The 26,670-nt window shown below is 38.9% G+C and carries 25 protein-coding genes; 3 read left to right on the top strand and 22 right to left on the bottom strand.

Annotation, left to right across the window (positions count from 1 at the left end; all coding sequences use genetic code 11):
• The 11 genes from A5878_RS17495 to A5878_RS06035 form a co-directional block, all read right to left on the bottom strand.
• The coding region (locus A5878_RS17495; RefSeq protein WP_179190631.1) for a hypothetical protein at positions 1 to 243 on the bottom strand (243 nt) is incomplete at its 3' end.
• Between the two features lie 3 nt (positions 244 to 246).
• Positions 247 to 1,134, bottom strand: coding sequence for a beta-1,6-N-acetylglucosaminyltransferase (locus A5878_RS06080; RefSeq protein WP_086294937.1), 888 nt, complete (start codon positions 1,132 to 1,134; stop codon positions 247 to 249).
• Entirely contained in the window at positions 1,097 to 2,146 is a 1,050-nt protein-coding gene (locus A5878_RS06075; protein WP_086294936.1) for a glycosyltransferase family 2 protein, read from the bottom strand. Before A5878_RS06075 ends, A5878_RS06080 begins: the two co-directional genes overlap by 38 nt.
• Positions 2,143 to 2,814, bottom strand: a complete 672-nt coding sequence (locus tag A5878_RS06070) for a sugar transferase (RefSeq protein WP_086294935.1) — start codon at positions 2,812 to 2,814, stop codon at positions 2,143 to 2,145. Before A5878_RS06070 ends, A5878_RS06075 begins: the two co-directional genes overlap by 4 nt.
• The gene (locus A5878_RS06065) at positions 2,814 to 3,992 is read right to left on the bottom strand and encodes a DegT/DnrJ/EryC1/StrS aminotransferase family protein (RefSeq protein WP_179190630.1); all 1,179 of its coding nucleotides are present in this window, start codon (positions 3,990 to 3,992) and stop codon (positions 2,814 to 2,816) included. The genes A5878_RS06070 and A5878_RS06065 overlap by 1 nt, the downstream gene beginning before the upstream one ends.
• A 15-nt stretch (positions 3,993 to 4,007) precedes the next feature.
• Positions 4,008 to 5,825, bottom strand: coding sequence for a nucleoside-diphosphate sugar epimerase/dehydratase (locus A5878_RS06060; RefSeq protein WP_086294934.1), 1,818 nt, complete (start codon positions 5,823 to 5,825; stop codon positions 4,008 to 4,010).
• 12 nt (positions 5,826 to 5,837) lie between these two features.
• A complete protein-coding gene (locus A5878_RS06055; protein ID WP_086294933.1) occupies positions 5,838 to 6,602 on the bottom strand; it encodes a tyrosine-protein phosphatase in 765 nt (254 codons plus the stop codon).
• Positions 6,603 to 6,625: 23 nt separating this feature from the next.
• Positions 6,626 to 7,333 carry a CpsD/CapB family tyrosine-protein kinase gene (locus tag A5878_RS06050; protein ID WP_373270290.1) on the bottom strand — a complete coding sequence of 236 codons (708 nt, stop codon included), beginning with the start codon at positions 7,331 to 7,333 and terminating at the stop codon, positions 6,626 to 6,628.
• Positions 7,334 to 7,342: 9 nt separating this feature from the next.
• The gene (locus A5878_RS06045; protein WP_086294931.1) at positions 7,343 to 8,122 is read right to left on the bottom strand and encodes a YveK family protein; all 780 of its coding nucleotides are present in this window, start codon (positions 8,120 to 8,122) and stop codon (positions 7,343 to 7,345) included.
• Between the two features lie 15 nt (positions 8,123 to 8,137).
• Complete coding sequence (locus A5878_RS06040) at positions 8,138 to 9,070, bottom strand: LCP family protein (RefSeq protein WP_074535075.1); 933 nt, start codon at positions 9,068 to 9,070, stop codon at positions 8,138 to 8,140.
• 49 nt (positions 9,071 to 9,119) lie between these two features.
• Positions 9,120 to 9,989, bottom strand: a complete 870-nt coding sequence (locus A5878_RS06035; RefSeq protein ID WP_074535074.1) for a hypothetical protein — start codon at positions 9,987 to 9,989, stop codon at positions 9,120 to 9,122.
• A gap of 854 nt (positions 9,990 to 10,843) precedes the next feature.
• Here A5878_RS06035 and A5878_RS06030 point away from each other — a divergent pair.
• Positions 10,844 to 12,313: a helix-turn-helix domain-containing protein gene (locus tag A5878_RS06030; protein ID WP_086294930.1), complete on the top strand. Its 1,470-nt coding sequence runs from the start codon at positions 10,844 to 10,846 to the stop codon at positions 12,311 to 12,313.
• Positions 12,314 to 12,535: 222 nt separating this feature from the next.
• Here the strand turns inward: A5878_RS06030 and A5878_RS06025 are convergent, their stop codons facing one another.
• The 3 genes from A5878_RS06025 to A5878_RS06015 form a co-directional block, all read right to left on the bottom strand.
• On the bottom strand, positions 12,536 to 13,735 hold the full coding sequence (locus A5878_RS06025) for a 3D domain-containing protein (RefSeq protein ID WP_086294929.1): 1,200 nt from the start codon (positions 13,733 to 13,735) through the stop codon (positions 12,536 to 12,538).
• Positions 13,736 to 13,940: 205 nt separating this feature from the next.
• Positions 13,941 to 14,708, bottom strand: coding sequence for a putative ABC transporter permease (locus tag A5878_RS06020; RefSeq protein WP_086294928.1), 768 nt, complete (start codon positions 14,706 to 14,708; stop codon positions 13,941 to 13,943).
• 137 nt (positions 14,709 to 14,845) lie between these two features.
• Positions 14,846 to 15,223, bottom strand: a complete 378-nt coding sequence (locus tag A5878_RS06015; protein WP_005234961.1) for a hypothetical protein — start codon at positions 15,221 to 15,223, stop codon at positions 14,846 to 14,848.
• Positions 15,224 to 15,710: 487 nt separating this feature from the next.
• Here A5878_RS06015 and A5878_RS06005 point away from each other — a divergent pair, with 487 nt between their 5' ends.
• Positions 15,711 to 16,334, top strand: a complete 624-nt coding sequence (locus A5878_RS06005; RefSeq protein WP_086294927.1) for a hypothetical protein — start codon at positions 15,711 to 15,713, stop codon at positions 16,332 to 16,334.
• Positions 16,335 to 16,396: 62 nt separating this feature from the next.
• Here A5878_RS06005 and A5878_RS06000 read toward each other — a convergent pair whose 3' ends face one another.
• The 3 genes from A5878_RS06000 to A5878_RS05990 all read right to left on the bottom strand — a co-directional run bounded on the left by A5878_RS06000 (position 16,397) and on the right by A5878_RS05990 (position 20,787).
• The gene (locus A5878_RS06000; RefSeq protein ID WP_086294926.1) at positions 16,397 to 18,274 is read right to left on the bottom strand and encodes a glucosaminidase domain-containing protein; all 1,878 of its coding nucleotides are present in this window, start codon (positions 18,272 to 18,274) and stop codon (positions 16,397 to 16,399) included.
• A 33-nt stretch (positions 18,275 to 18,307) separates the two neighbouring features.
• Positions 18,308 to 19,798 carry an NlpC/P60 family protein gene (locus A5878_RS05995; RefSeq protein ID WP_086294925.1) on the bottom strand — a complete coding sequence of 497 codons (1,491 nt, stop codon included), beginning with the start codon at positions 19,796 to 19,798 and terminating at the stop codon, positions 18,308 to 18,310.
• Positions 19,799 to 20,166: 368 nt separating this feature from the next.
• Positions 20,167 to 20,787, bottom strand: coding sequence for a TetR/AcrR family transcriptional regulator (locus tag A5878_RS05990; protein WP_005225615.1), 621 nt, complete (start codon positions 20,785 to 20,787; stop codon positions 20,167 to 20,169).
• A 110-nt stretch (positions 20,788 to 20,897) separates the two neighbouring features.
• Here A5878_RS05990 and A5878_RS05985 point away from each other — a divergent pair, with 110 nt between their 5' ends.
• A complete protein-coding gene (locus tag A5878_RS05985; protein WP_016613515.1) occupies positions 20,898 to 21,500 on the top strand; it encodes an ECF transporter S component in 603 nt (200 codons plus the stop codon).
• 132 nt (positions 21,501 to 21,632) lie between these two features.
• Here the strand turns inward: A5878_RS05985 and A5878_RS05980 are convergent, their stop codons facing one another.
• From A5878_RS05980 to A5878_RS05960, 5 genes are all read right to left on the bottom strand, one after another.
• Positions 21,633 to 21,992, bottom strand: coding sequence for a DUF1304 domain-containing protein (locus A5878_RS05980; RefSeq protein ID WP_016613516.1), 360 nt, complete (start codon positions 21,990 to 21,992; stop codon positions 21,633 to 21,635).
• A 2-nt stretch (positions 21,993 to 21,994) separates the two neighbouring features.
• The gene (locus A5878_RS05975; RefSeq protein ID WP_086294924.1) at positions 21,995 to 22,282 is read right to left on the bottom strand and encodes a putative quinol monooxygenase; all 288 of its coding nucleotides are present in this window, start codon (positions 22,280 to 22,282) and stop codon (positions 21,995 to 21,997) included.
• Positions 22,283 to 22,296: 14 nt separating this feature from the next.
• Positions 22,297 to 22,932 (bottom strand): nitroreductase family protein, encoded by a 636-nt coding sequence (locus tag A5878_RS05970; protein ID WP_008378805.1) that lies wholly within the window; start codon positions 22,930 to 22,932, stop codon positions 22,297 to 22,299.
• Positions 22,933 to 22,946: 14 nt separating this feature from the next.
• Positions 22,947 to 23,354 carry a MarR family winged helix-turn-helix transcriptional regulator gene (locus tag A5878_RS05965; RefSeq protein ID WP_008378808.1) on the bottom strand — a complete coding sequence of 136 codons (408 nt, stop codon included), beginning with the start codon at positions 23,352 to 23,354 and terminating at the stop codon, positions 22,947 to 22,949.
• 209 nt (positions 23,355 to 23,563) lie between these two features.
• A complete protein-coding gene (locus A5878_RS05960) occupies positions 23,564 to 26,230 on the bottom strand; it encodes an HAD-IC family P-type ATPase (RefSeq protein ID WP_086294923.1) in 2,667 nt (888 codons plus the stop codon).
• Positions 26,231 to 26,670: the final 440 nt, after the last annotated feature.

Raw genomic sequence — 26,670 nt, 5'->3', positions numbered from 1 at the left:
GAAATTATTCTTATAGAAAACATTTATTTGTTCTTCGAAATCTTCAACAAATAAAGCTAAACCAACAATTTCTTCACCGTCTTTAACCAAAAAAAACTTATTTTTTTTATTATTTAAAAAAAAGTAATAATACTTATTAAGAACGTCTTTTCCTAAATTAGTTAAATAATATCCTTCAAAATTTTCCAAATGAAAATCTACAATTTTATTTAGATCTGCGAATGTTGCTAGTTTGTAATCCATAATTCACCTCTTGTTAGATTTAAAAACAGAAAGCTGTTTAACAACTTCAACATCATCGAATTTTCTTGCAAAAAAGTTAGATGACGATTTTAAATATTCAACATCATCTCTCCCCCAAACTTTAGGAGTTCCATGGGTGAAATCAATACATCTTTTTATTCTCGAATAATCATTATCCATATTAATTCTTATACCTTCACAAAATGAAGAATTCATAAATAATGTTTGTACGAAACTTTCATCAGGGCAAAGTGTTCTTCGAAAAATATTATCAATTTCTTTTTCTTTCCCAATTAAGTATTGGGCAAAAGTATCTGTAATACTAAACCATTGAGAACCCATATAAAAATTGATGTTTGAATTACGTTCTATTCTGAAAAATTTTTGAAGTTTAATAGACAGATACCTCACTGAATGATAAAGTAATTTATTTAATTTGTTTCTGTTTTTGGGTAAAAGAATATCGTACGTCTTATATCGATCCATAAATAAATTTTTCTGCATCTCATCTTCTTTCCAAAAATGTATAAATTGTTTTGCTTTGCTATCATTGTAAAAATTAAAGATCTCCTCTTTATCTTCAATTAATGCATCTACACCTGAAAGTAAATGTAAGTAAGAATACTCATTTGTTCTTAGAGCAGTTTTTAATAACTCAATCTCAGCTTTTACTATATTATATGATCCCCATTTAATTTCAAATCTATTCTCCAAAAAATAAATTTTAGAATATTTAACATGATCTCTTATTGCAATAAAATCATCAATAGGTGTTTTTCTATCGACATGAACAAAAATATCATGATTCGAAAAATCTATTTTCTTTACTAGTTCATGAAATATTTGAGGGGCATTATGAGCCAGTATCAAATAAGCTTGTTTTTTTACCATTCTTCAACCCTTCTTTTCTAAAAGGAATCATAATAAATCCTAATAATGTACCCATGCCATATGATAAATGTAGAAGTGGTAGTATAAATATTAGGCAAAGATAATAAATATTAAATTTTTTCTGAATAAAGGTAATCATGGTTGTTAATACCAAAAATATAATATATATTGAAATAATTAGCACTAATGGTAACGACGTGATGTTTAATCCTGAAAGAATCATACTAAATAAAAGACTCAGAACAAATAAAAAAGGTATAAAGTGAAATATTGAAAAACATTTGGCACAAACATAAGTCGTTAAGCCTATCCAATATCCATTGAAAAACTTTTGTTTAATCATTTTTTTCAAGCTGCTTCTTACATATTGATATGAAATAATATCAGGATCATATGAAAGTAATATGCCGTTTTTTCTCATCCTGTAATGAATTTCGTTATCTTCAGTACGGCCCAAACTTACATTTAATAAACCAATTTCATCAAATATTTTTCTTTCATAAACCCCGTGAAAAATACTATTTACATATTTTGACTTTTTAGAATTTCTGTAGGGAGCGATACTAGATCCAAAAATCGCTCCCTCTGCAGCTAATAATGCATCATTCCATTTAGTATTATCAGAAGGTGCCAATACATTCGGTCGTGCCCCCCCAGAAACTCTTTCTCCTTGTTCTATTCGAAAAATATTCTTTTCAACGAAATCATTCGGAATTGAAGAGTGTGCGTCAACTCTTAAAACCAAATCTGTTTTAGCGTTTTTTATACCTAGATTCCATCCATAAGCTAATCTCTTATTCTCGTTAGAAAGTATAATTGTATTCCTAAAATTTTGTTTTCTTTTAAACTCTCTCATAATTTCTAAAGTGTTATCAGTAGATAAACTATCAATCAATATTACATCAATTAAACTGTGACTATATGTTTGTTTTAGTAAATCTCCCAAAATATTTTCCAGATACTCTTCTTCATTCATCGCTACTATAATGATTGAAATAGTTAGCTTTTTCAAAAAAACACCTCTTTTATAGTTAAGAAGATGATTTTAATATCTTCCTTAAAACTAATTTTTTTCATATAATCAATGTTGTATTTCATTTTATTCGCGAGAATTTCCTTGATGTAGGTTTCATCTGTATTTTTAGATTTATTCAATAATTCTGCTTCATCTTTATACATGATACTTGCTCTAGAAGTAACACCTGTAGGAAGTAACAATGTTGCCAACATCTCTTCATTATAAAAATTAACATATTTTGGAACCTCTGGTCGTGCACCAACAAAAGACATATCACCTAGCAATATATTAAATAGTTGAGGTAACTCATCAAGTCTAAACTTTCTTATGAATTTTCCAACTTTAGTAATTCTAGAGTCATTATTGACCGTTAAATACTGAGTGCTATTTGATACTTTCATGCTTCTGAACTTTATAATTTTAAAAATTCTACCATTTTTTGTGACTCTATCTTGTAAAAAAATCGGAGTGTTTCTATCTTCCAAATATATTAAAATAAAGATTATAAGCATTGGAATAAGCAAAACTATTATTAACAAAAGAGACAAAAGAATATCCGTAAACCTTTTAATTAATAAATATATATATTTCTTTCTAATTTCTTCTTTATAAACGTCAAACTTTTTATCGTCAATTTTATACAAATATGTCTGTCTATCCATTAATTTACCAACTCATTATATTTTTTAGCAATATAGCTTATTTGCTCTTCATCTAAATTGGTATGAAGAGGTAAAGAGATTTCATTGATAAACATATTATATGCATTTGGATAATTTTCCATTTTGAACCCCATATTTTTATAAGCTGTAAGTAAAGGTAGCGGTTTGTAGTGAACATTCGTAGCTATTCCTTCTTCTGCTAATTTGTTTATAATCTCGTTTCTTTCAAAAATCGAATTATCAAATCTTGTTAACATCAAATGCATGCTAGAATTTTCATGATTTACAGTATGAATGTTTTCTTTCAATAACTGCATATAATTTGTAACAATTTTTTTCCTTTTCATTAATAAATCTGAATATCTTTTTAGTTGCACTAATCCTAATGAAGCCTGAATATCCGTCATGTTACATTTGTAAGCAGGTAATACAATATCATATTCCCAAGATCCAAGCTGACTTTTTGCTAAGGCATCTTTCGTTTGTCCATGAAGAGAAAGCAAATTAATTTGATTGTAAATTTTTTGATTTATTTCATTGCCTAAATCTTTCCAGGTTAAACATCCCCCTTCAGCTGTGGTTAGATTCTTAACAGCGTGAAAAGAAAAACTTGTAAAATCAGCTATATTACCGCTCTTTTTTCCATATCTTGTCGCCCCAAAAGAATGAGCAGCATCTGATAAAACAATTACTCTATTAAACAATCTCTGGATTTCGTTATCAGCAGTAAACAACTTCCTTTTATTTTCTAACACATCAAATATTTTTTCGTAATCACATATTACTCCTGCTATATCCACAGGAATTATTGCTTTTGTTTTAGTAGTGATTGCTTTTTCTAATGCATCACAAGAAATTTCATATGATAGTTCATCCGTGTCAACTAATACTATTTTTGCACCTACATGATCAATAACACTTGCAGTTGCAGTATAGGTATATGCAGTTGTTATAACTTCATCTCCGGGGCCTATTCCCAACATCCTTAAACACATTTCCATACAAGCTGTTGCAGAATTTAAACAAATACTTTTTTTTGTTCCACAATAGTTTGATATATTATTTTCAAGTTCTTTTGTTTTTGGACCTGTTGTGATCCATCCGGATTTTAATGTGTCAATAACTTCTTCAATTTCTTGATTAGTAATATCTGGTGGCGAAAAAGGAATATTTATCATTATAAGTACCTCACTCTATTTATTAGAATCATTAGCAAACTTTACAATTTTTACTGCTAAATCTTTATCGTTTACTGGTAAATTCTCTATAAAGTCTAGAACCTTATTAAAAGAATAGCCAGTAATATTTCCTACAAAAATTTTCTCAAAGACTGCTTCATCATTCCGTTCTTTATCCAATAATAGTTCTTCGTATAATTTTTCACCAGGTCGAATCCCAGTTTCAACAATCTCAATCTCTTCTTCACTATAACCACTTAGACGAATCATATTCTTCGCAAGATCAACGATTTTCACCGGTTCACCCATATCTAAAACGAAGATTTCGCCACCTTTAGCAAGCGCCCCTGACTGAATAACTAAGCGGCTTGCTTCAGGGATCGTCATGAAATAGCGAGTCATGCGAAAATCAGTCACTGTGATTGGTCCGCCTTTTGCTATTTGCTCACGGAATACTGGAATCACACTGCCTCTTGAACCTAAGACATTGCCAAAACGCACAGCAGAAAATTTCGTGCAACCTTTTTCATTTAAGCCAGTAACAATCATTTCAGAGATGCGTTTGGTCGCACCCATGACGTTTGGCGGATTATTGGCCTTATCTGTAGAGACCATTACGAAGTTCTTCACTTTCGCGGCTTTAGCAGCTTCAGCGGTATTCTTGGTTCCGTAAATATTGTTTTTGACTGCCTCTTTAGGATTGTATTCCATCAATGGCACGTGTTTATGGGCTGCCGCATGATAGACGATATCCGGTTTGACTTCGTTCATGATTTCAAACATCTTTTCACGATCTTGTATATCGGCTATAACGGGAACGATTTCGGTAATATTGTCTTTAAAATTAATTTTCAACTCACGGTCAATTAAGTAAATTGAGTTTTCTCCATGTCCTAATAAAACTAGTTTTTTAGGATTGAATTGAATCACTTGGCGACAGATTTCGGAGCCAATCGATCCGCCAGCGCCAGTCACTAATATCGTCTTTCCAGTAATTTGATCTTTAATGGAGTCGATATCCAATTTGACTTCATCTCTGCCTAACAAATCAACGACATCGATTTTCTTCAAACGTGAGGTACTGATTTTTCCAGAGGCGATTTCTTCCATTGATGGCATCGTGTTGACTTTGACATGTAAAGGTTCAATTAAGCTAAAAATACTCCGCAATTTTTTCCGTGACAAAGAAGGAATGGCGATCGTAACCATATTGATCTCATACTTTTGAATCAAATCAGGTAAATCACTGATACACCCCAAGACTTTTTTCCCAGAAAGATAAGTGTTTCGTTTATTCGGATCATCATCGACAAATCCGATAATATTAATGTCACTTGCCGTTTTCGAACCTACAAAGCTATTATAAAGAATTCTGCCGCCTTCACCTGCACCGACGATCAAGGTATTCTTAACAACCTCATTGGACGTCCCTCTCATATTTTTTCTTTCTATATAGATCCGCCAAATCAATCGACTAGCTATGATCAAAAAGAGCGAAAGAAAGTACGTAAAGATCACTAACCGCACGCTATAGGTTTCATCACCAAAAAATAAGATCACATTGCAAGTAAAAGCGCTACATGACACCGCTAAGAAGATAGCGATCATTTCTTTTAAGTTCGTGTAACGATTGATCCGAGAAAAAACACGGAACACGGAACCATAAAACAGGTAGAAACCGACTGATAGGCTCACCGACATCAATGTAAATTCTTTTGGAATTGCCACGAAGGGCTTCATAAAATATACAGCTGCTATATTCGCTGCTATGATCAATAAACTATCTACAACTATCAAAGTTACAATTTTTCTTTTTCTCGTTAATTCAAACAACCCAGTTGCCCCCTAAAATAACCCGAATTTCTTTTTTTTCACTTCTATATAACTTGGAAAACTGATTTGATCCCCGTTTATCAAATCTTTTGCCACTTGTTTCATCAATGTTACTTTCTGCAAACCAAAATCTTTTTCAATTTGATCATAGGCTTCTTTTAAATAAAAGGTGCGTTTTGTAACGCCGTGGGCATCCGAAGCGACCATTTGAACAAGATTATGTTCAACCATCGTTTTTGCTGTTTTTTGGATCTCTTTTCCAAATACGCCGACATAACTTGGCGCAGTTAACTGAGCTAAACAGCCCATATCTAAAAAAGGGATGAGATTGTTAGGGTCTTTTCTAAAATGAGCATTCCGCTCTGGGTGGACAATGACTGGAATCTTTCCCAGCTGTAGTAAATCGAAGAATATTTGTTCTGTATACGTAGGCACTTCAATCGTAGGAAATTCTATCAAAATATACGTATCATCAAGATCTGTAAAAAGGATGGTATTTTTCTGTATATCCTCAATTAAATCTCCTGTTATTCTCACCTCTTGTCCCTCAAGTACTGTCAAAGACAAGTTCCGTGCGTCCAATTCTTCTTGTAAAGAAGTAACGAGAGAAATGACTTCAGACTTTGGATTGCGATATTTTCCGTTGTTATGATGTGGGGTACAAAGGATATGCGTGATTCCTTGGCTAATCGCTTTTTCTGCCATAGCGATGCTCGCATTGATGTCTTCTGCACCATCATCAATTCCTGGTAAAATGTGGCAATGTAAATCAATCATTTCTCTCGTCTCCTTCAAACTAATTAATTTCCATAATAATAGTAGTATCCTGAATCTTTCGAATGTTCGGCACCGTTATATACGACACCAACAATTCTTGCTTGGACCATATTTAAAAGATCTCTCGCTTTTGTTAAGGATTCTTTGCGAGCAACATTCTCTCGTACTACCAAAATCGTCCCATCTGCTTTAGATGCCATGATTTGCGCATCGGTCACAGCTACAACAGGTGGCATATCAAAAATAACCACATCGTAAAGGTTTTTCGCTTCTTCCATCACTTGGTTCATTCGGGCTGATCCAAGAAGCTCAGATGGATTTGGTGGTTTTGGTCCACTTGTTAAGACAGATAAATTATCGATCACCGTTTTTTGGGCTGCTTCAAGGACGCTCGTTGAGGTACTTAACACGGTACTCAATCCACTTGCATTGTTTAGACTGAATGTTTTGTATACAGTAGGCTTTCGCATATCGGCATCAACTAACAATACCCGTTGTCCTGATTTAGCAAAAACAACTGCTAAATTGGCTGAAGTTGTCGATTTCCCTTCCCCTGGACCAGAAGAAGTAACAACAATAGTCTTGATTTGTTTATCTGCGGAAGAAGCAAATTGAATATTTGTACGGATCGTACGATATTGCTCTGAGATTGGTGAAGAAGGATCAATTAGCGTGATCAAACTTACTGCATGTGTCTGCGTCCCAGTACGTTCTTGTTTTTTTGCCATCATTGTTCCCTCCTAGACCCGACTACGACTACGGCGTGATTCTGCCATTTTGTCGCCATTCGGTTTCTTAATCAATGGTATATTTGGTTTTTTCTGAATTGTTGCTGCCAACTCTTTCTGGGTCATTTGAGGCACAGTTCCTAAAATAGTAAGTTCAAGTGTTTCTGTAACAAATTTATCATCTTTTACTGTTCGGTCCAATAGTTCTAAAAGGAAAGCTAGCCCCACTCCAACTATTATTCCTAATATAAGACCAAATGCTAAATTTAATTTATTATTGGGTGAAACAGGTGTGGAACTTGCTGTTGCACTTGAAATAATTGATATTTTGTCAACATTCATTACATCCTGAGCATTTTCTTGGAATACCAAAGCTGTCGTGTTAGCTATATTTTGTGCAGATAATGCATTAGTGTTCATAGCTTGTATTGAAAACATTTGAGAATTTTGAGATTGATTGATTGAGATTGCGTCTTTCAAATCCTCTACAGTCATCTTCAAGCTATTTTCGGACTCAAGACGATCTTTTACTTGTGTTAAAACTAGATCGCTGACGATCATATCCTTATACGTATTGATCATTTGTAAGTTTGTATTTACATCATTCACGTTTGCTGTTTCTGATTGAGGCAATGTTACAATCAACTGAGCTTGGGAACTGTATTTTGGTGTAATGACAAAGAAGGTGAATATCCCTGCTAAAGCTAAACCAGCAAACATTGAAATAAAAATAGCAGCTAAGTGTTTCCGTAGAATTGCGAATATTTCTTTTAAGCTAATTGTTTCTTCCATCTTTTCTCCACTTTCCTATTCATTCTCTAGATTTAGTTGAGCTTTCAACTCTTTTTGAACTCTTGCTAGTTCTTCGTCACTCACACGCTGATATGAGATGCCGTCTTGCATGAATCCTTCCCCTTGCAACTGATCTTGTTTGATTGTTTGAAAGGCACTGCGATAATTAAATGCTAATGTTCGCATGTCATCGAAACTCATATCTGTTTTCATGTTTTGCTCAACAGCATTTAAGATCGTTTGATATTGGGTGATTCCATCAAGACTCAAGACTTTCTTAACGATCCCTTCAACGATTTTACGTTGGCGTTCTTGACGACCATAATCGCCGTTTGGATCTTCATAACGCATTCTTGAATAGGCAAGGGCTTGTTCGCCATTTAATGACGTACGTCCGATGGCAAAATCAAAGCCATCTTGCGAAAAGGTGATTTCATTGTCAACTTCAATTCCGCCGACTGCATCGACTAATTCTTTTAAACCAGCCATATTGATTGATACATAATGATCGATCGGAATATCCAAGAATTTTTCTACGGTATTCATTGCCATCGCTGGTCCACCAAAAGCATAGGCATGGTTAATTTTATCTGTCGTCCCGTGTCCAACGATATCAACATAGGAATCTCGTCCAATACTCACCACCGTCGTCTGGTTGTCCTGTGGGCTGATGGTCGCAACCATCATGGTATCAGAACGACCTTGTTCGACTCTACCTAAATCACCAGTATCGATCCCCATCAGTAAAACCGAGAAGGACTCTTGTTGGGATAGATCGACATCATTTTCACGTAGGCGAACTTCTCGATCACGCTCGACTGATTGATAAGTTTCGTTAATTGAGTTTGACACATCAAAATATAGTTTGGCAGCGACACCGATCAATCCGATGACTAACACTGCAACGATTGAAAAGATAATTAAAAAGATTTTTTTTCCTTTTGACATTTGCTTTCCTCCAGTTATCTTAAATTTCCTTCAGCACAATTCAACTTATTTAATAGTAAGACGCTGAACTCATGTCTGTTCCAGTACCGTCTCCTGTTGATGTCTCGTCAGAATAACTTTCAGTTGAAGCTGAGGGAATATAACTGGTATAGCCTGTATACCCCATTTGTGCCGCAATTGAATTAGCGGACTCTGTAAAAGAATCTTTGAGTACTTGATTTCGCACTTGATTGATGCTATCAATCAGAGCTAAATAGCCATCCAAAGTCACTTCGCTAGTTACAACATTTTCTTGCAGCATAGCATTCAAGCTGGCTTGAATTTGAGTAATGCGATCCAATTGAGCGGTCGCAAACTCTAAATAAGCAGAAACAAGGTCTTTCCATGGACCATCTTCAAGAAAATTTAAATCCTCACGGACATTCCCTAAGTCCGCTTCTTTTAAATCCTCTTTAATAGTGACATTGTTCTCAGCAGCTTGCCAATTCGAAATACCTTCAGTAAACAACGCTGCTGTCTTAGCTTGTACTTTCACTTTTGCCTCAATCACTTTTAGTTGATCATCCAGCGCTTGTTTCTTTTCTTGAATCTCAACAGATTCGCCCGGCAATGCGCTCTCTTCGATTCCGTAATCATCTGCAGATACTTTTACTGCTGATAGTTTCGCGACAGTTTTCAAAACCTCTTCTTCGCTAAGATCACTTCGTAAAAACGTTTGCTCTTCGTTGCTGTACATACCAGCAATTTCTCCGGACAGTTCATTTAAGCGCTCTCGCTCGCTTGCAATCGCTGTCTGTGCGTATTCGACTCGTTGCTGATATTGTCTTTGGTTATTTTGTCGGTAACCTATCAAACATATTAAGATGGCTCCGATTCCCACAGCTAACACAGTCAAAGTCTTTATTAACGGCTTTCCCATGAACACACTCCCTAATTCAATTGTGCTTGTTTAAGCATGCTGCCTTCGTCTCACATAATAAAGGCAATTCTAGTTTATTATAAGAGAAATGTATCATTAAATAAAGGAAATTCCTGTTTTTTCTTTTTAAAGGTATATTTTTCGTCAATAAAAGACTTATACAGTGGCAAACATCAGTTATTTTAAATATACATAAATAACGTGAAGCATACTTGACAGTTTTTTTAAACCCTCATTTTAAATAATAAATAATTCAGTGATAATCGTTGTTCTCATCGTCTTTGAGAGTTGTTATATCATAGAAAAATAACCTCGAGCGATTACATTCGTTCATTTTCTCAACATCTTTTCATTATAAATAGAAAAGATAAGATTTTCAGAAAGAAAAGTTAAATACTTTTCTTGTTATTATAAATCGGTTTGGCAAAACTGAATATTTTTCTTGGTGCACTAAGGGTTTCTTTCGCGGTTACTATTTCTTTACGCCAATCGTTCCTGTTAAAATTATAAGTTATCTTCAGAAAACTGACTTTCCCCCTCAATTTCACCTCACCAACTTCTATCGGTTTATTTCAAATATAGTTAATCAATTAATTTTTATTTTATCGTAATAAAATTATCCCTCCTATCTTACTATTCAATGCCAATCAATTTCCTTCTTTGCACTGTAAAAACGTGTTTCTACCTATATATATGCCGATTTTCAGTTGATTTATAGAAAATGCAAAAAATCTTGCGCATACTCAGGTATAGATTTCACCAATCGATGAAATACGTGATTTGTTTTTTCTTCCCTATCTTCTTTAAGATGAATAAGTAAGATTTACGATTTTGTTCATGAAAGGAGCCACGTCTTGAGAAATTTTCAAATAAATTTTATTACCAACACTGCAACGATTCGATGGCTGAAAATTTTGATGGCATTCGAGAAAAATTATCAATGTTCGACTCAAGGTTTGGCAAAGATTTCAGGAAGTACCACGCGAACGATCGTGACGGATGTAACGGATCTAAAAGAGTATTTTGGCGACTGTTTATCGATCGACTCTTCTCACAAGGGGTATATTTTTTCAATCAAACACTCCGCTGTGTATTTAACGAAAAAACGTGCGCTGATTGCCAATGAGATTCTGTTCCATATCATTGAAAGTATTTTCCACAATGATCTTTATAGCTCATCGGAATGGGCAGAGAAATACCATATATCAGAAAGCACTGTTCTTCGCTATTTACGGAAAGTGCAACCGATTTTTTCTTTCTATCGTTTAGAGATTCAAACCAATCCTATTTGCTTTCTCGGTGAGGAGATCAATATTCGCAAGTTTTTCCATGATTTCTATTATGAATCAGAAATTACTGCCCATACGATCTTTCCGCCGATCGCCATCCAAAATATCACTGCTAGTGCTTTTTCAAGATGTTATCAACTCGACCAACATGCTTGTTCATTTGGTGAATTCAATTATTACTTGTATATCACCTTTGAGCGCCATTGTGCAGGTCAACGTATCGAGTTGCCTAAGCAAATAAAAAAAATATTCGAGCAGTATAATGATTTTCGGCTATTTTCTGAAATCAACGAGGCAATGAGTGAACAATACCAAAAAGAACTTCCCTATGAGGAAGTCCTTTATTTGTTCTTACTAGTGAAAACCCGTCGCTCAATCAGCAACTTGGCGATCGAACAAACCTTTTGCAGAGAGTATAATCATTGGCCTGAAATTAAGCAGCTTGCGGCAGCCTTTGTCAAAGATTGTTTACCGGATACACAAGATAGCGCTCGTGACCGGCTCTTAGTGGAGTCCTTTTTTACGGTAGCAAAAATCAAGCAATTATTATCCCCTTTATTAAACCATATGATTTCTGATACCGTTCAATTTGTCGAAGAGGCATATACGGATGATTACCATCTATTTAAAAACTATCTGTTGACGCAACCATTAGCCAGAGAAATTTGGGACAGTAACACACTGGAACACTTAGGAACGAGTCTTACGATGTATGTTACTTCTATTAAATCTTTGTACTGGCAAGCAAAGAAAAATATCGCTTTTTTATTCGAAGGCCCCTTTTATTTATGCCAATTATTAAAATGCAAATCTGTTCGTTATTTGCGCAGCTCTCGGACCTTTTATTTTCCGGACTCCAATGAATTGTCCGCAGGCTATTTGGAAAAAAATCAAATTGATTTGATCGTTACCAACTATACGGAATATATTACCGAATATGCCCAAGACATTGATTATTTGCTATTCAAAACCTTTCCCGATGAGCACGACTGGGAAGCATTAGAAGAGAAATTGAATGCCAATTTCAATCCTTGATAATCGTGCACCCTCTGTTCTCCTCCTTCTGACCAATCTGTTCAAAAAATGCTCCTGAGAACGATCGTAAGAGCTTGTGAGCAGTTTAACAATAAATCCAGAGCGGTACGTTCGTGTCAGCACTGACGCAGCGACACGCTCTTTTCTTATGCATTCCTCCATTAAAAGCAAAAAAAGAAGCAGCCACTTCATTCAGTGAGCTGCTTCTTGCTAGTTAATTGATTAATCAAGAATCGTTACTTTTACTTGACGACGTCCCCATTGTCTACATTGTGCGACGTTATCAAAGTGAACATCAATGATGTTTCCTTTGATTGCACCACCCGTATCAAGCGCTAGTGCTACGCCATAGCCTTCAACATTGACTAAGGTGCCTAACGGAATCACGCTTGGATCAACGGCAACTGCCATTGGATTTTTACGTAAGTCTGTCCCACTTGCTGTAAAGAAACTAGAGCCAGCTTCTTTATAAGAGTAAGCAGTTGATTCCATCATCAATGTTCGACCACTACTTGTATTGCTGTTGTTGCTATTGTTATTACTGTTGTTAGTTGTATTGCTTGAGCTGCTGTTCGAGCTATTGTTGTTGCTTGAAGAGCTGCTCGATGATGAGCTGCTGCTTTCAGTCGTATTGCTGCTCGATGAAGCAGACGCTTGTGATTCAGAAGCGCTTGAACGTTCGGCAGCCTGGGCTGCTTCTTTTTCAGCTTTTTCTTTCGCTGCTTGTTCCGCCGCTTCTTTGGCTGCTCGTTCTTCTGCTGCTATTTCAGCAGCTAAGCGAGCTGTTTCAGCTTCTTTGCTGGAAGCAATTTGTGCCAAAGTTGCTTCGTTTTCTTTCAATTGGGCTTGTAGATTCGCAATTTTTGAATCCAGTGTTTTGGCTTCTGATTCTAATGCGGTTTGATTTTCTTTCAATGATTGCTGTGTTGACTGTGCTTTTTCTTCTAAAGCTTCCAGCTTTTCTTTTTCTGCTGTCAATGAATCGATCTTTTCTTTTTCCAAGTTTTGTAACATCGTCATCGCATAGGCACGATTGATAAAATCTTGGATGTTGGATGATTCTAACAGTACCGTCCAGTCTCTGGTTGCCCCGCCATTGACTTGGATGTCTTTCATACGTTCCGCAACGACTGCTTCACGCTTTTCAATTGTTTCTTGTGCAGTTTTGATTTCTGCTTTGGTTGTTGCTAATGATTCTTCATTTTCAGCGATTTGAGCTTTTAGCTCTTCTACCTCACTGTATTTCGCATTCACATCAGTCAATGCAATCTGTACTTCCGTACTGATTTCCTGACTTTGCTGCATGACGGCACTTTCTTGCTCTTGCAATGATTCAAGTGACTCAGCCTGCGCAAAGATTGGAGAAACGATTCCTGCCGCAAAGACAGCGACAACGATTGTTCGTAGTTTCTTTGCCTTCAAAAAATTCCCTCACTTCTCACTATGGTTTCCAACATATCCTATTATACAAATTCTTAAGAAGAATTTTATTGCAGGACCTTTACAATTTATTACAAATTATCGTAAAAGTGGGTGTTTTCATCGTCTTTTCCGACTGAAATTAGTCAGAAGTGGGAAGAATCAGCATTGATAAGGGTTTATTATTTGTAATCTAACCGTAACAAACCTATTTTTTCTTACGAATGGCTTCAATAAATCGAGACAATTCCTGACTGCTTTTTATCTGATTGATTTCTAACTTTTGAAAGTTTTTTAAGAGTCTTCTTTGATGGAAATTCAATCTCGGTAGATTTTGTTTTAAAACGCGCCATTCTTCTGGAAACGCTGCGAAGCGCCCTTGCCAATCGTTTTTATATTGCTCAATATTTTCAGCCAATTCTTTTTTGTGCTGTTCAAAGGCTTGATTGACCTGTTGCACCGCTTTCTGAAAGGCAACCAAGTTAGCTAGGGTATAGCCCATATCAAAAGAGAGAACCATTAATAAGAAAACTGGCAATAAGAATCCGACTCGAGCACTCAATGTTTGAACAATCTCCAGCATTTGCGGATGAACAAATCGAACAATCAGCACACAGCACACGCCCCAAAAAAGAGAAATCGGCAATGCCACCCGTCCATTGATATTCAATGGGACTTCTTTATAATCCCACCATGAGGCATGAAAAAAACGCTCAAGTAAATAACTTGTCACATATTCAAGCACGGTAACCAACAACGCTGCCGCAAAGAACAGTGGAATCACTTGCTCATGCAATGGCCGTAAAAAATAGACAACGCCAAGAATCCCAAAGCCGTAGATGGGTGTGATCGGACCAATAAGGAAGCCCCGATACACAAAGTGCTTGGCTTTTAGTGAGCAATAAATGGTTTCCCAAAGCCATCCGATAAATGAGTACAAGAAAAACAATAAAATGATCCGTTCAAATTGAACCATACCTCTCCGCTCCTTTTCAAACTGTTGCAATGATCTGTGCAATCGTACTTGTCATCACAATCATACCACAAATCAATCGGTCTTATTTTGAATCAGTGTAGGAGCTTATTCCTCGTTTGAACGGTCTTTTTTGTTGCTTATTGATCACCAAAAATAATTGATGGGTGCACCTGTTCTTTCAAACTATAGCCACACAGTTCTTTGTTAAAGGTAAAATGATCTTGTTCCACATTGGCAATGATCTCATCTTCGGAAAATCCGTGAAAATCGTAGTCATTGATGTAACTGCGAAGTAATACTAATTTTGCATCGATCAAGAGAACTCGTTGGATGTCCATCCAAAAAGCCATGTCTTTGTTTTTCAATATTTTTTTCAATTCTGCTTCCTGTGCTAACCAGTATGCATAGACTGATGGCATTTCACCTTTAATGGTTTCAGCAGATAATCCTTCTCTCATTTTTACTAGATACTCATTTACTGATTGATAAAACAATTTCCTTCCCCCTAGTTCCATTATTTTTAAACGTTGATCCTATGTTTCTTCTATTTCCTCGCCGCTTTGAGCTATCTTTCTCTATCCGACTGTTGCTGATGTCGCCTTTTTTGTATCGAAAGAAGCCATAGTATTTCGCAACAAAATTCTGACAATTATTCAAAACAAATAGATACATAAAAAACACACTATTATTTTATAGATATAACCGACACAATTTTTAACTTCACTATTCTTTTAATGCTTCCTTTCTTTTCTAAAGCATAGCAAAAGTCGCCCCGTATTTATAATCAACTTTTGCATCAATCTAAGAAAAAAGTGAAAATAAGCGTTAATAGTCAGTTATTTCCGCTTCATTTTTTTAAATTTACTATTTAACATTCCTTTATTTTTTTCGATTCATGCAATAACTGAGAATATTTTATTGCGTTATTTCCTTTCCTATTATACGATTAACTAAATAATGTTGGTTATTTGAAAATAAAAAACAAAGGGGAACGTGAAAATAATGAAAAAAAGTGTTGTTTTTAGTTTATTGGGGTTCACACTTCTTTTTGCTGGCTGCACGCCAAAAGAGGAGAAACCAGCTTCAGAAAGTACGGAAAATGCAAGTGCTACAAGCTTATCTATGACTTCGACAACAGAAGTCGCCCAAGAATCGACGGTCTCTTCGAGCGAAGCGGCTTTACCAAGTTCGGAACAGACCATCACAGGCGTGAGCGGAACAAACTATACCATCGATTTACCTAGCAATTGGCAAGAGGTACCTGATTTCACTTCATTGAATCCTGACAATGATTTCATGTTGTCCGATGCGTTAGAAACAAAATACTTAGCTGCAGTCGTTGAATCGAAACAAGATTTTGCCGATTTAGAAACTTATCTCGGATTGGTTCAAGAAAATTTGGCAACGAGCTTCGATACGACTGCCACCTTTTTACCAATTCCTGACACGAAGGCCTATTTCGTTGATTTCCCAGCGACAGTTGAAGGGCTAAATATCCACTATATTTATTATGTACTTGAAACCGAAAATAATTACGTTCAGTTGTATGGTTGGACGTTAGAAAGCTTATACGACTCTTCAAAAGAGGAACTAACAGCGATCATGAACAGCTTCAAAGAAGAATAAACAAAACATCTGCACCCATTTTGGCAAATAGCCGCAAAAATGGTTGCAGATGTTTTTTCTTTTTATCTACGGACTACAAGTCGTTGCCCTACAAGAATCAATGAGCCAGAAAGATTATTCCACTGCATCAACTGATTGACAGTCACACCATAGCGTTGCGAAATCCCCCATAGAGTGTCTCCCGAACGCACGGTATAGGTGGTGCTGTTTGATGAGGAAGCGTTCGTTTCTTGAACATACGCTGCACTTACCCAGCCACGCCCTTCAATTCGATACCAGACATTGTTACCATTGACGCTGGTTCCGGTCTTTTGCGCAACTGCGCGAAAAGAGGAGTTGTTTAACAAAGATCCAACAATTCTAGCACTGGTAGACGCATCAGAGCGAATATTCAATGTTGCGGTGGTGCGAAACTCTTTATTGATGCTTTGTTCAGAGCTATTACTTCCAGCGGTCACTTCTGTCACGTACGCAGCGCTCACCCAGCCGCGTCCTTGGATTCGATACCACACATTGTTGCCGTTGACACTCGTTCCCGTCTTTTGAGCGACTGCTCGAAATGTTGCATTGCTTGCCAAGGAGCCGACAACAGAAGCGCTAGTCGATGCGTCGGAACGGATGTTCAAGGCGGTGGTGGTGCGAAACTCTTTGTTGATGCTTTGTTCGGCATTGTTGTTATTGTTATTATTATCGTTGTTATTATCATTATTATTGTTGTTATCATTCCCACCCGTATTCGATGAGATCTCCGTCACGTGAGCGGCACTTACCCAACCACGTCCTTGAATTCGATACCACGTCGTATTGCCGTTCACACTGGTGCCGCTTTTTTGCGCTACTGCTTCAAATGTTGCGTTGGCAGCCAATGAACCCACGATCGAGGCGCTGGTGGAAGCATCTGAACGGATATTGAGTGCTGCATTTGTTCTGAATTGCTTATCGATCGCCTGTTCAGAATTGTTATTGTTGTTATCATTGTTATCATTTGAACCGCCACCACTTGATGTATCGTACTGGGTCAAATTGTGCGTTTCAATCAAGTTGTTTAGCTTACTTGCATAAGAAGTATCGGTGGCATAACGTCCTTGCAGCCATTGAGTCGCGTCACGATAAGAATTTGTATTAGACTTCCATGCCCCATGGTAGAAGAAAACACCCGGCGAAAATGAGGTAGTTCTCAAAACATGCGCATTGTCTTGAAAAGATTCTTTTAATGAGGGGTATTTACGAAACCTAGCAATAATCGGATAGAGATTGCCATTCCCGTCATCTTCCATGGTTTGCATCTCTACAAATTGTCCATTGTAAGATCCCTTGATACCAAACATATTATTTGCAAGAGTGGTCAGCGTGGATTGCCCCCAACCCGATTCTAAGATCGCTTGGGCAATCATGACCGAAGCGTAGAGGTCATTTGCCCCGGCAACTTCTTGTGCCATTGGTCCTACTTGCTGAATAAATGCTTGCTGATTGTTGGAACGTGCCATTGGATTGTTATAGTTGGGCATGACCTTCGTTTCAATGGCGATCCGCTCTTCTTCTGACAGAACAGGAATATCACTATCGGTTTCTGCTTCATTCTGTTCAGAAGCATCATCTGCTGGTGCATTTTCGGGTACCTCTTGGATGTCTACTCCATCCGCACTTTCAGCTTCTGATGGATCGGTACTATCTTGAGTTGCTGGTGATCCCTCGTTCACTTCTTGATCTTCTACAATGCTCACTGAATCATGCGTCGATGTGTCTTGGGTTGACTCTGCTGTTTCAACTACTTGAACACCATTTTGGGCTTCTGCTGACTCGAGTGTATCTGCTAAAACATTCATCGGCAAAATATTCACCGTACTAACAAGTGCAGCGGTTGCCGCCGCACTTTTACGGTAAAGAAGCCCTCTTTTTTGTTTCTTCGCACGATAACGAAGTTGTTTTCTTTCTTCCATTTGTCTCTCCTTAAAACTACAGCTAGCTACTTCTTACATTCTTACTGCAAAGCTAGGTGTAAAATGAGCGGTGCTGCCAACAGAAACATTTTGTCCTGGGCGTGGTGCATGAATGTATTGTCCGCCACCTAAAGCAATGGCTACATGATAGGTGCTACCTGATGAACCCCAGAATAAAAGATCTCCTGGTTGTGCTTGGCTAACGGAAATCACTGTACCGGCTGTTTCTTGTGGCACCGTCCATCCACCAATATCTCTCCCTGTTACTTGTAAAAAGACATAGCGAGTAAACCCAGAACAGTCAAAGCTGTCCGGTCCTTTGGCACCCCACACATAGGGTTTTCCGATATGCTTATAGGCTTCTGCCACGATTGCAGCACCATTTGTTGATGCTGGTGCAGAAGGTGCTGGCGGCGTCACGATCGGTGCAGGTGACGGAGCAGGCGTTGGCGCCGGTGTTGGTGTAACTGGCGTCGGTGCTGGCGTTGGTGCAGGAACTGCAGGTGCACTGTCCGCTGGCGTCTCCGGTGCTGCAGGTGTCACTGGTGTTTCTGGCTCATGAATTTCTGGTGTATCTACTGGTGTTTCCTCTGGAACCTCTGGTGTTTCAACCGGTTCAGATTCTTGCGTTTCCTCTGGTTGCGTTTCTGCTGGTGCTTCTGGCTCTTCCACTGGCGCTGGGCTCTCTGTTTCTGCGTCAGGTTCTGTGCTCTCTACTTGAACAGCTGCTTCATTCAAGGCTGCTTCTTCCGCTGCAGCTTGTTCTGCCTGCTGTTGCGCCGCTTGTTCCGCTTGGGCTTGTAAAGCAGCTACTCGGGCAGCTTCTTCACGAATTCTCGCTTGCTCCGCTTCATAGGCTTCTTTTTCCGCACGCAGCTGTTCTTTTTCTTCTTCTTTCGTTGCTTCTTCGTAGGCTAAATTACTAACTAAGACATTTAATTCTGCTTGGCTTGCTTCCAAAACACCTTTTTGTGCTTCCAGATGGCTCTGTGCTGCTTGCAATTCTGCCACTTTTTCTTGTGATTCCGCACGCTTTTGTTCAACAGCTTGTTGGTCGGCTTTTTGCTGTTCGATCACTTCATTATTCGCTCGAATGATCGTCGTCATCGCATGCAAACGACCGACTAGATCACTGACAGAGTCCGCCTCTAGTACCGCTGTTAGAAAATGGTCGCCTTTTCCATTAACTTGTGTTTCTCTGGCTTGCTTTTCAATGTTTTCTGAGCGTTTGGCAATGCGCTCTTCTAACTGACTGATTTCCTGATCCAATCCTTCGATCGCTTGCAACAAATCACTTTGCTGCGCTAAAATGATTGCTGCTTCTTGATTTAACGAATCAATTTCTGCAGACAATCCGTCAATTTCCCCTTGTACGCTTTGACGTTGCTGTCTCAACTGATCAATTTCGTTATTTTTTTGTTCGATCAATTGATCGTGATTCGTAGCAAAAACGGTCACAGGTCCGCCGAATGATGACAATACAATGCCGCACATACACACTGTTGCAAAGATTTTCTTCTTCATCTGATCCTCCAAATTCAATTTTAAAACTTTTTTTTCATTTATTTGACCATTTTCATTTTACCATAGTTCAGCAACAAACCCAATCCGTAAGCGATTTACATTTTAGTTACATAAATAAGCTCTGTTTTTTTATTACATGTTCCCCACTCCTATCCCGCCGACACGCCGAGTGAATCCCTATGTATCAACTGTTCAAGAAAACTTCATAGAAAAAGTCCTTTTTCTTAAGAAAAAATAAATAATGTTGTAGATTTCACTTTTATTACATTAATTTTCTGCAAAATATGCTTGATTCACAAAGTTATAAACAGACGAAAAAAGCTCCTTCCTAGTGTTTTCTAGAAAAGAGCGAGTTTTTTTTGTCTGTGTTATTCACGATAAGGGAGTAGTTGTCTCATTACGGCGATTTGGTCATCAATGGTCTGTTCTGTGATGTGACCGGTCAGAGCCAAAATCCCTAATCCTTCAATCACGAACATATAGTTTTCTGCAATCACTGCCAAGTTTTCATCTTTTAATACACCTTGCTGAACGCCCACTTGAAAAATCTCATGGATCGTCCGTTTCGTCTCAGCGAGTTGAGCTTGCTGCAGTGAACTGGAGGCTTCGGTTTTATGCGTATAGTAATACTCGTAGACGGCTCGCAGCATACCGTCAGAAATGCTGTGGAGTAGACGCTTGCGATGGTCGGAAAAATATTTGTTTAAAATCGTTTCAAAGGGTACTTGCTCCATGATCATCTCTCGTACATCATCAAATTTTCGTTTGGAACGCTGCTCTAACACTGCCAAAAAAATCTCATCCACCGAACGAAAGTACAAATAAATGCCGCCGCGACTAATGCCGCACTCTTCGATAATGTCCTTCATTGTCGCATCAATCAAACCTTTCTTACTAAAGACGACTTTGGCACTTTCAAGAATCAAATCACGCTTTTGTTGTTTTTTCTTTTCCGCTGTAGTCAATTCGCTCTGCTGCTTCTTCGCCATTTTTTTGGCTCCTTTCATCACATTATTAATGACACTCGTGTCATTTTGTTGTATAATCAACCTAACTTAAAAATGACACGAGTGTCATTATAAAAAAAGGAGTTTTTACAATGAATACAAAAAGCAAAACCTATCGCCTTGTCATTCGTGCCATTTTGACTGCTATTATTATTTTACAGACGATGGTACCTTTCCTTGGATTTATTCCGATCGGTATCACTAGTTTAACGATCATCCATATCACGGTGATCGTCGCTGCCATCGTTTTAGGGACAAAAGACGGGATGTTCATCGGCTTAGTCTGGGGTGTTTTTACCATGATCCGTGCGTTTACTTCTCCGACAACGCCCTTGGACATTGCCGTTTTCACCAACCCAATCATCTCGGTGGTTCCCCGTGTGTTGGTTGGCTTAGTGGCTGGTCTCTTGTTTACGATCATTTACAAAAAGACCAAAAAAGTCGTCGCTGCTTCGATTGTTGCAGCAATCTTTGGGACCATCACCAATACAGTTTTGGTCTTAACCCTAATGGGAACCTTATATACTGGCTTAGTTGCCAATACCTATGGTGTCGATGCTTCGGCTTTATTCGTGACCCTCGGTGGAATTGCTATAACGAATGGAATCTCTGAGGTGATCACAGCTGCGATCTTAACACCCATTCTAGTAAAAGCCTTATTTGCGGCAACCAGTTTACGTCCAGAAAATCGTTAGTCCCTTCTCTTATCCTATCATTTTTTTCACGTTCTGAGTACTCTTTGCCCAAACATTAAAAGCCCCCGATTTAAGAAAGCTTCTATTGTATAGAAAGGCTTTCTTAGATTAGGGGGCTTCTTCTTTTATTGGTTAAAAAAAGGTGGACAGCAAGGCAAGGATCGCTAGACCGCCTTGGGTCAAAATAATTTTCTTGTCGCTAGTCACACTGCCATATGCAGCTACTAAGATAATGTAGATCAGCAACAAGCGACTGATTTCCAATGGTGCTGAAGCAAAGGTAATACTATACAGTAACCCCAAACCAATGAGTCCATTGTAAACCCCTTGGTTTTTGAACAAGGTCACAACGATCGGTCGTTCAAGTTCTGCTTTCGTCACGTTGAAGACCCGCGCCGTTGCTTTGGACGTAGTGGCAAATGTTTCTAAATAGAGAATATAGAAAAACTCTAAGGCAACCAGTACAATTAAAATCGTCGATAAAATCGTCATCTTTATTCTCCTTGTTGAGCGACAATGATCTCGCTCGGTTTGGCTGCAAAGTCAGGCATTTGCTGGAATAATTGTTGCAGCAGCGGGTTTTGATTGTGGGCGGTGATCGCTTCTTGATTCGCCCATTTTTCGACCATGACAAACTGATTGTTTTCTTCCAATGATTCATAGAGATGATAGCCGTGGCAGCCATCCTCAGTTCTTGCCGATGCTATTAATGGGGTAACAGCGGCTAAAAAATCTGCCCGCTTTTCTTCTTTGATGTAAAACGTTGCATTGATGATTTCCATCGTTTTCCCTCCTCTTATAGAAATGTCGTAATTTGTTCTGCGTCTAACCGAACGGATTCATAGCCTAATTCTTTGGCTTTTCCGACTGAAAGGATCATGACAGGAACATAACGTTCTTTGTCTAAGCCAAAAGCTTCTGCTAATTGATCTGCTTCAAAGCCGCCGATTGGGTTGGTTTCATAGCCATGCGCCCGCGCAACTAACATAAATTGCATCGCTGCTAAACTAGCGTCGATCTTCACCACATCATTCATTTGTTCTTTTGTAAGATTTTCGTAATGAGGAATGATCGCTGCTAATTGTTGGTCACGTACTTCCGCTGGCATTTTGCCTTCTGCTACTGCTTTGTTATAAATTTCTTCTCCTAGTTCATGACAAAGCATATCGCCAAAAATCAAGACCATTGCAGAAGATGTATCATTTTGTCGGACGTTGAAACGAATCAACGGTTTCAATTTTGCTTTTTGCTCATCGCTTTCCACAACGACAAAGCGCCAAGGCTGCATATTGACTGAGGAAGGTGCTGTCGTTGACTCTTGGATCATGGTCAACATTTCTTCATGGGGGATTTTGTAGGTTTCATCATAGACACGAACCGATTTTCGGCCAAAGGTGATCTCTGAAAAATTGTTATTGCTGTATTCTGTCATGGGTTTGCCTTCTTTCATGGAACTAATTTCATAAGTAATGTTAGAAGCTGGGCTTCTTCTTCTTCGGTCAAATTGATGCCTAACGACTCCTCAGAGCTGGCATGCTTTGAAGCACAACTAGCCAAATCGGCTTGTGCTTTCGGTGTCAAAGAAACAAAAATCTCGCGGTTATTGTCTTTGTTTCGTTCCCGTGTCACAAATTGTTTTTCTTCGAGAATCTTCAAATGCCGAGTGACCGCTGCACTATCGATCTTCAATTCATTCTGTACTTGATTTTGGGTACAGCGTCCTTGCTCATTCAAAAACTGCAGCAACTGATAACGGGTCAGACTAAAGCCAGTCTCTTTTTCAAAGATCGCCGTTAATTCTTGATTCACGATTTTCATCCGATACAGCAATCCGCTTAGCTCACGTAAATTCATTGCATAAACCGCTCCTTTCATCATTGACTTGTCAACTGTTGACTAGTCAAGTATAAATCATTTTCTTTTGCTTGTAAAGAGTAAGCAAAAAAGACCCGCAGCTAGGCGAACTTCATCAAGGATCGAATCAAGAATCCTTTGGCGAAGTTGCGCCATTAGGCTGCGGGTCTTCGTTACTCCGGTATTGAGAAAATACTGGAGAATTTATTTTATTTTAATTGGAAGAGTTTCTTCAAGCCCATCACAATCAGTGTAGAGATCGCTGCAGCAGCGAAGATGATCCCCCACGTGCCGGCTTGAATTGGCATCGTGTCTAATAGCTCATTCATAAACGGTACATAGACTGCTGAAAGCTGTAAACCTACGGAAAGGAGCAATGCCCCCATCAACGGTTTGTTTTTCAAGAGAGTTTTGTCTAAGCCAAAACCGCTGCTCTTACGAACGTTGAAAATATGCATCAATTGTGCTACTGCCATAAAGGTAAAGGTCGCTGTTTGTGCATAAAGCAACTCGTGATCCGTCAACATCAAGAAATTGAAGAAGCCAAACGCCACCAGACCAATCACAACACCACTTAAAATGATGCGTCCTAAGAAGCGTTTGTTGACGAGGCCATCAGCTTTCGACCGTGGCTGACGTTTCATGATATCGTCTTCTGCTGGTTCAAAGGCTAACGCCATTGCTGGCGCAATATCGATGACTAGATTTAAGAAAAGGATATGCAGCGGTTGGATCGGCATTGGCATCAAGAAGATGACACTTAAAAAGATCGTCACGATCTCAACCATATTACATGAGAATAAGAAAGAAACATATTTTTTGATGTTGTCAAAAATGATGCGTCCTTCTTTGATGGCATCGACGATTGTTCCAAAACGGTCATCCGTTAAAATCATATCGGAAGATTCTTTGGCTACTTCTGTCCCACGAATCCCCATGGCGATCCCGATATCGGCGCCGTTGAGTGCCGGCGCATCGTTAACGCCATCGCCAGTCATAGAAACGATATCGCCTTCTTCACGCAAGGCTTCCACAAGTTGTAATTTATTTTTTGGAGAGACTCGAGCAAAGACAGCGACTTCTTCGATTTTTTCGTTAAAGCCTTCCTGCCCTGCCAATTCATCGATCTCGCGACCTGTCATGGTTTTTTCATGATCTTTTAAGCCAATTTCTTTGGCGATCATGGATGCCGTCTTCGGATGGTCCCCCGTGATCATCTTCACTCGGATCCCCGCTTCTTGGGCGACCTTCACTGCCTCTTTGACATCTGTTCGTGGCGGATCGACGATGCCCGCAAAGCCTTGGATCTTGATTTCCTGTAATGCTGCTTTCAGTTCTGCTTCGTCCGTCCCACCTTGATAATCCTTGATGCAACCGACAGCGATCACCCGCTGCCCATGACTGGCTAACGTGTCATTGTATTCATGAAGTTGTTCTTTTTCTGTGGCATCAGCATCAGCTAAATCAATTAAGACATCTGGTGCCCCTTTGATGATCAATGTCCGTTGCTCTCCTTCATACACGGTCACCATGTATTTGTTGTCGGAATCAAAGGGCATTTCTGCGATTTTCTTCAGCCCGCTGTCCTGCTCTTTTTGGCGATCGATGCCGATTTTTTGACCTAAAACGACGAACGCCCCATCTGTTGGATCACCGAGGATCTCGTATTGCCCTTCGTTTTCACGTAAAGTGGCGGTGGTACATAAAGCACCATTTTCGATCATCCCTTGCAGCGCATCATGATTGGCTGCATCGATCTCGGTTTCATCCTCCGAGTCTGCCTTGTAAAATTTCCCGTTGGGTTCATACCCATTTCCTGTCACTTTGAACATTTCTCCTGAACCTAAAATGATCTCAGCAACCGTCATTTGGTTTTCTGTCAGCGTCCCCGTTTTGTCACTGGCAATGATACTGGTGGCGCCCAGGGTCTCAACAGCTGATAACGATTTGACCAGTGCTTTGTGCTCGGCCATCGTCCGCATGCCTCGGGACAATGTGATGGTCGAAACGGCTGGCATTGCCTCAGGTATCGCTGCGACCGCCAAAATAATCGAGATATGGATCATTTCGACAAATGGTTGATTCGTCAAGACCCCAGCGATCAAAACTGCCACCGCAGCAAAAAGCGCGGCAATAATGATTGCTTTTCCTAGCTTGTCCAATTCGATATCTAACGGCGTTTGACGCTTTTTGTCACCCGTCAGCATGTCACTGATTTTTCCGACCTCAGTCTTCATACCGGTTTCTGTCACTACAGCATAGGCATTTCCCCGAGTTGCCGCAGTTCCTGCAAAAACGACATTGCGGCGATCGCCTAGTGGAACATCTTCTTCATAGGTTTCTCGTGCATCTTTTTCAACAGCTTCTGACTCACCGGTCAGCGCTGATTCGATGCAGGCAAAGTTGCTCGTTTCAAGTAAGCGGGCATCTGCCGCAATGGCATCCCCTTCTTCCAGAACGAGAATATCGCCTGGAACGATTTTTGCCGACTCGATCTCCATTACTTCTCCATCACGAATCACTTTTGCGGTAGTGTAAATCATGCTTTGAAGAGAATCAATTGATTTTTGTGCTCGTAATTCTGTGATAAAACCTGTCATTACAGCAATCACCACGGCAATCAATACTGCAATTCCTTCAATCGTTTCCCCCATCGCAAAAGAGAGTAACGCAGCTGCTAGCAATAAATAAACAATCAAGTTGTTCAAGTTATGCCACAGCAATTCCCATACAGAAAGGGATTCTTGTTGCTGGATCGTGTTTTCTCCGTATTTTTCTAAGCGTTTGTCGGCTTCTTTCCCGCTTAGGCCTTGCTTGCGGTCACTTTCAAAATGTTTCAAGGTCTCTTCAGTCTTTTGCTGGAAAAATTTTTCCATCAAATTCCTCCTTTAAATTATAAACTTCTTGCCGAGGGTTTCCACGTTTCTGAAGGGATAAATCGGTACAGATACCTTGCACAGTCATTTTTTGATTTGAATCGGTTCAGGCAATTGCTGAGTGAAGGGAATATAACCAATAAGAAAAGCAAGCGCAGGTTGACTGGCTGAGGGAAAAGGTATGTGTGTTGAGCATCGATCATTTTGCGAGCAATGAAGTCGCTTCTTTTAATCGTCGCAAGTGATCTTTCTATGTACGTACTTTGTGAAAAAACCATCCGGCCTACTTCTAACCTATCATGGATGAAGATGTTCGCAAAGGATTTTGCTTCACAAGTGGTGTAAAAAAACAGTCGTAACAAAATTAGCACCACCGCTTTTGGTGACGATTGGGCAGCATGTCAGCAATGCCAAACAGGTACTCGTTTCGGTGTTTTCTT

The organism is Enterococcus sp. 3G6_DIV0642 (assembly GCF_002140635.1).
Lineage (GTDB): Bacteria > Bacillota > Bacilli > Lactobacillales > Enterococcaceae > Enterococcus_D > Enterococcus_D casseliflavus.
The sequence above is the reverse complement of the archived record's forward strand: the minus strand, read 5'-3'. Positions and strand labels throughout refer to the sequence as shown.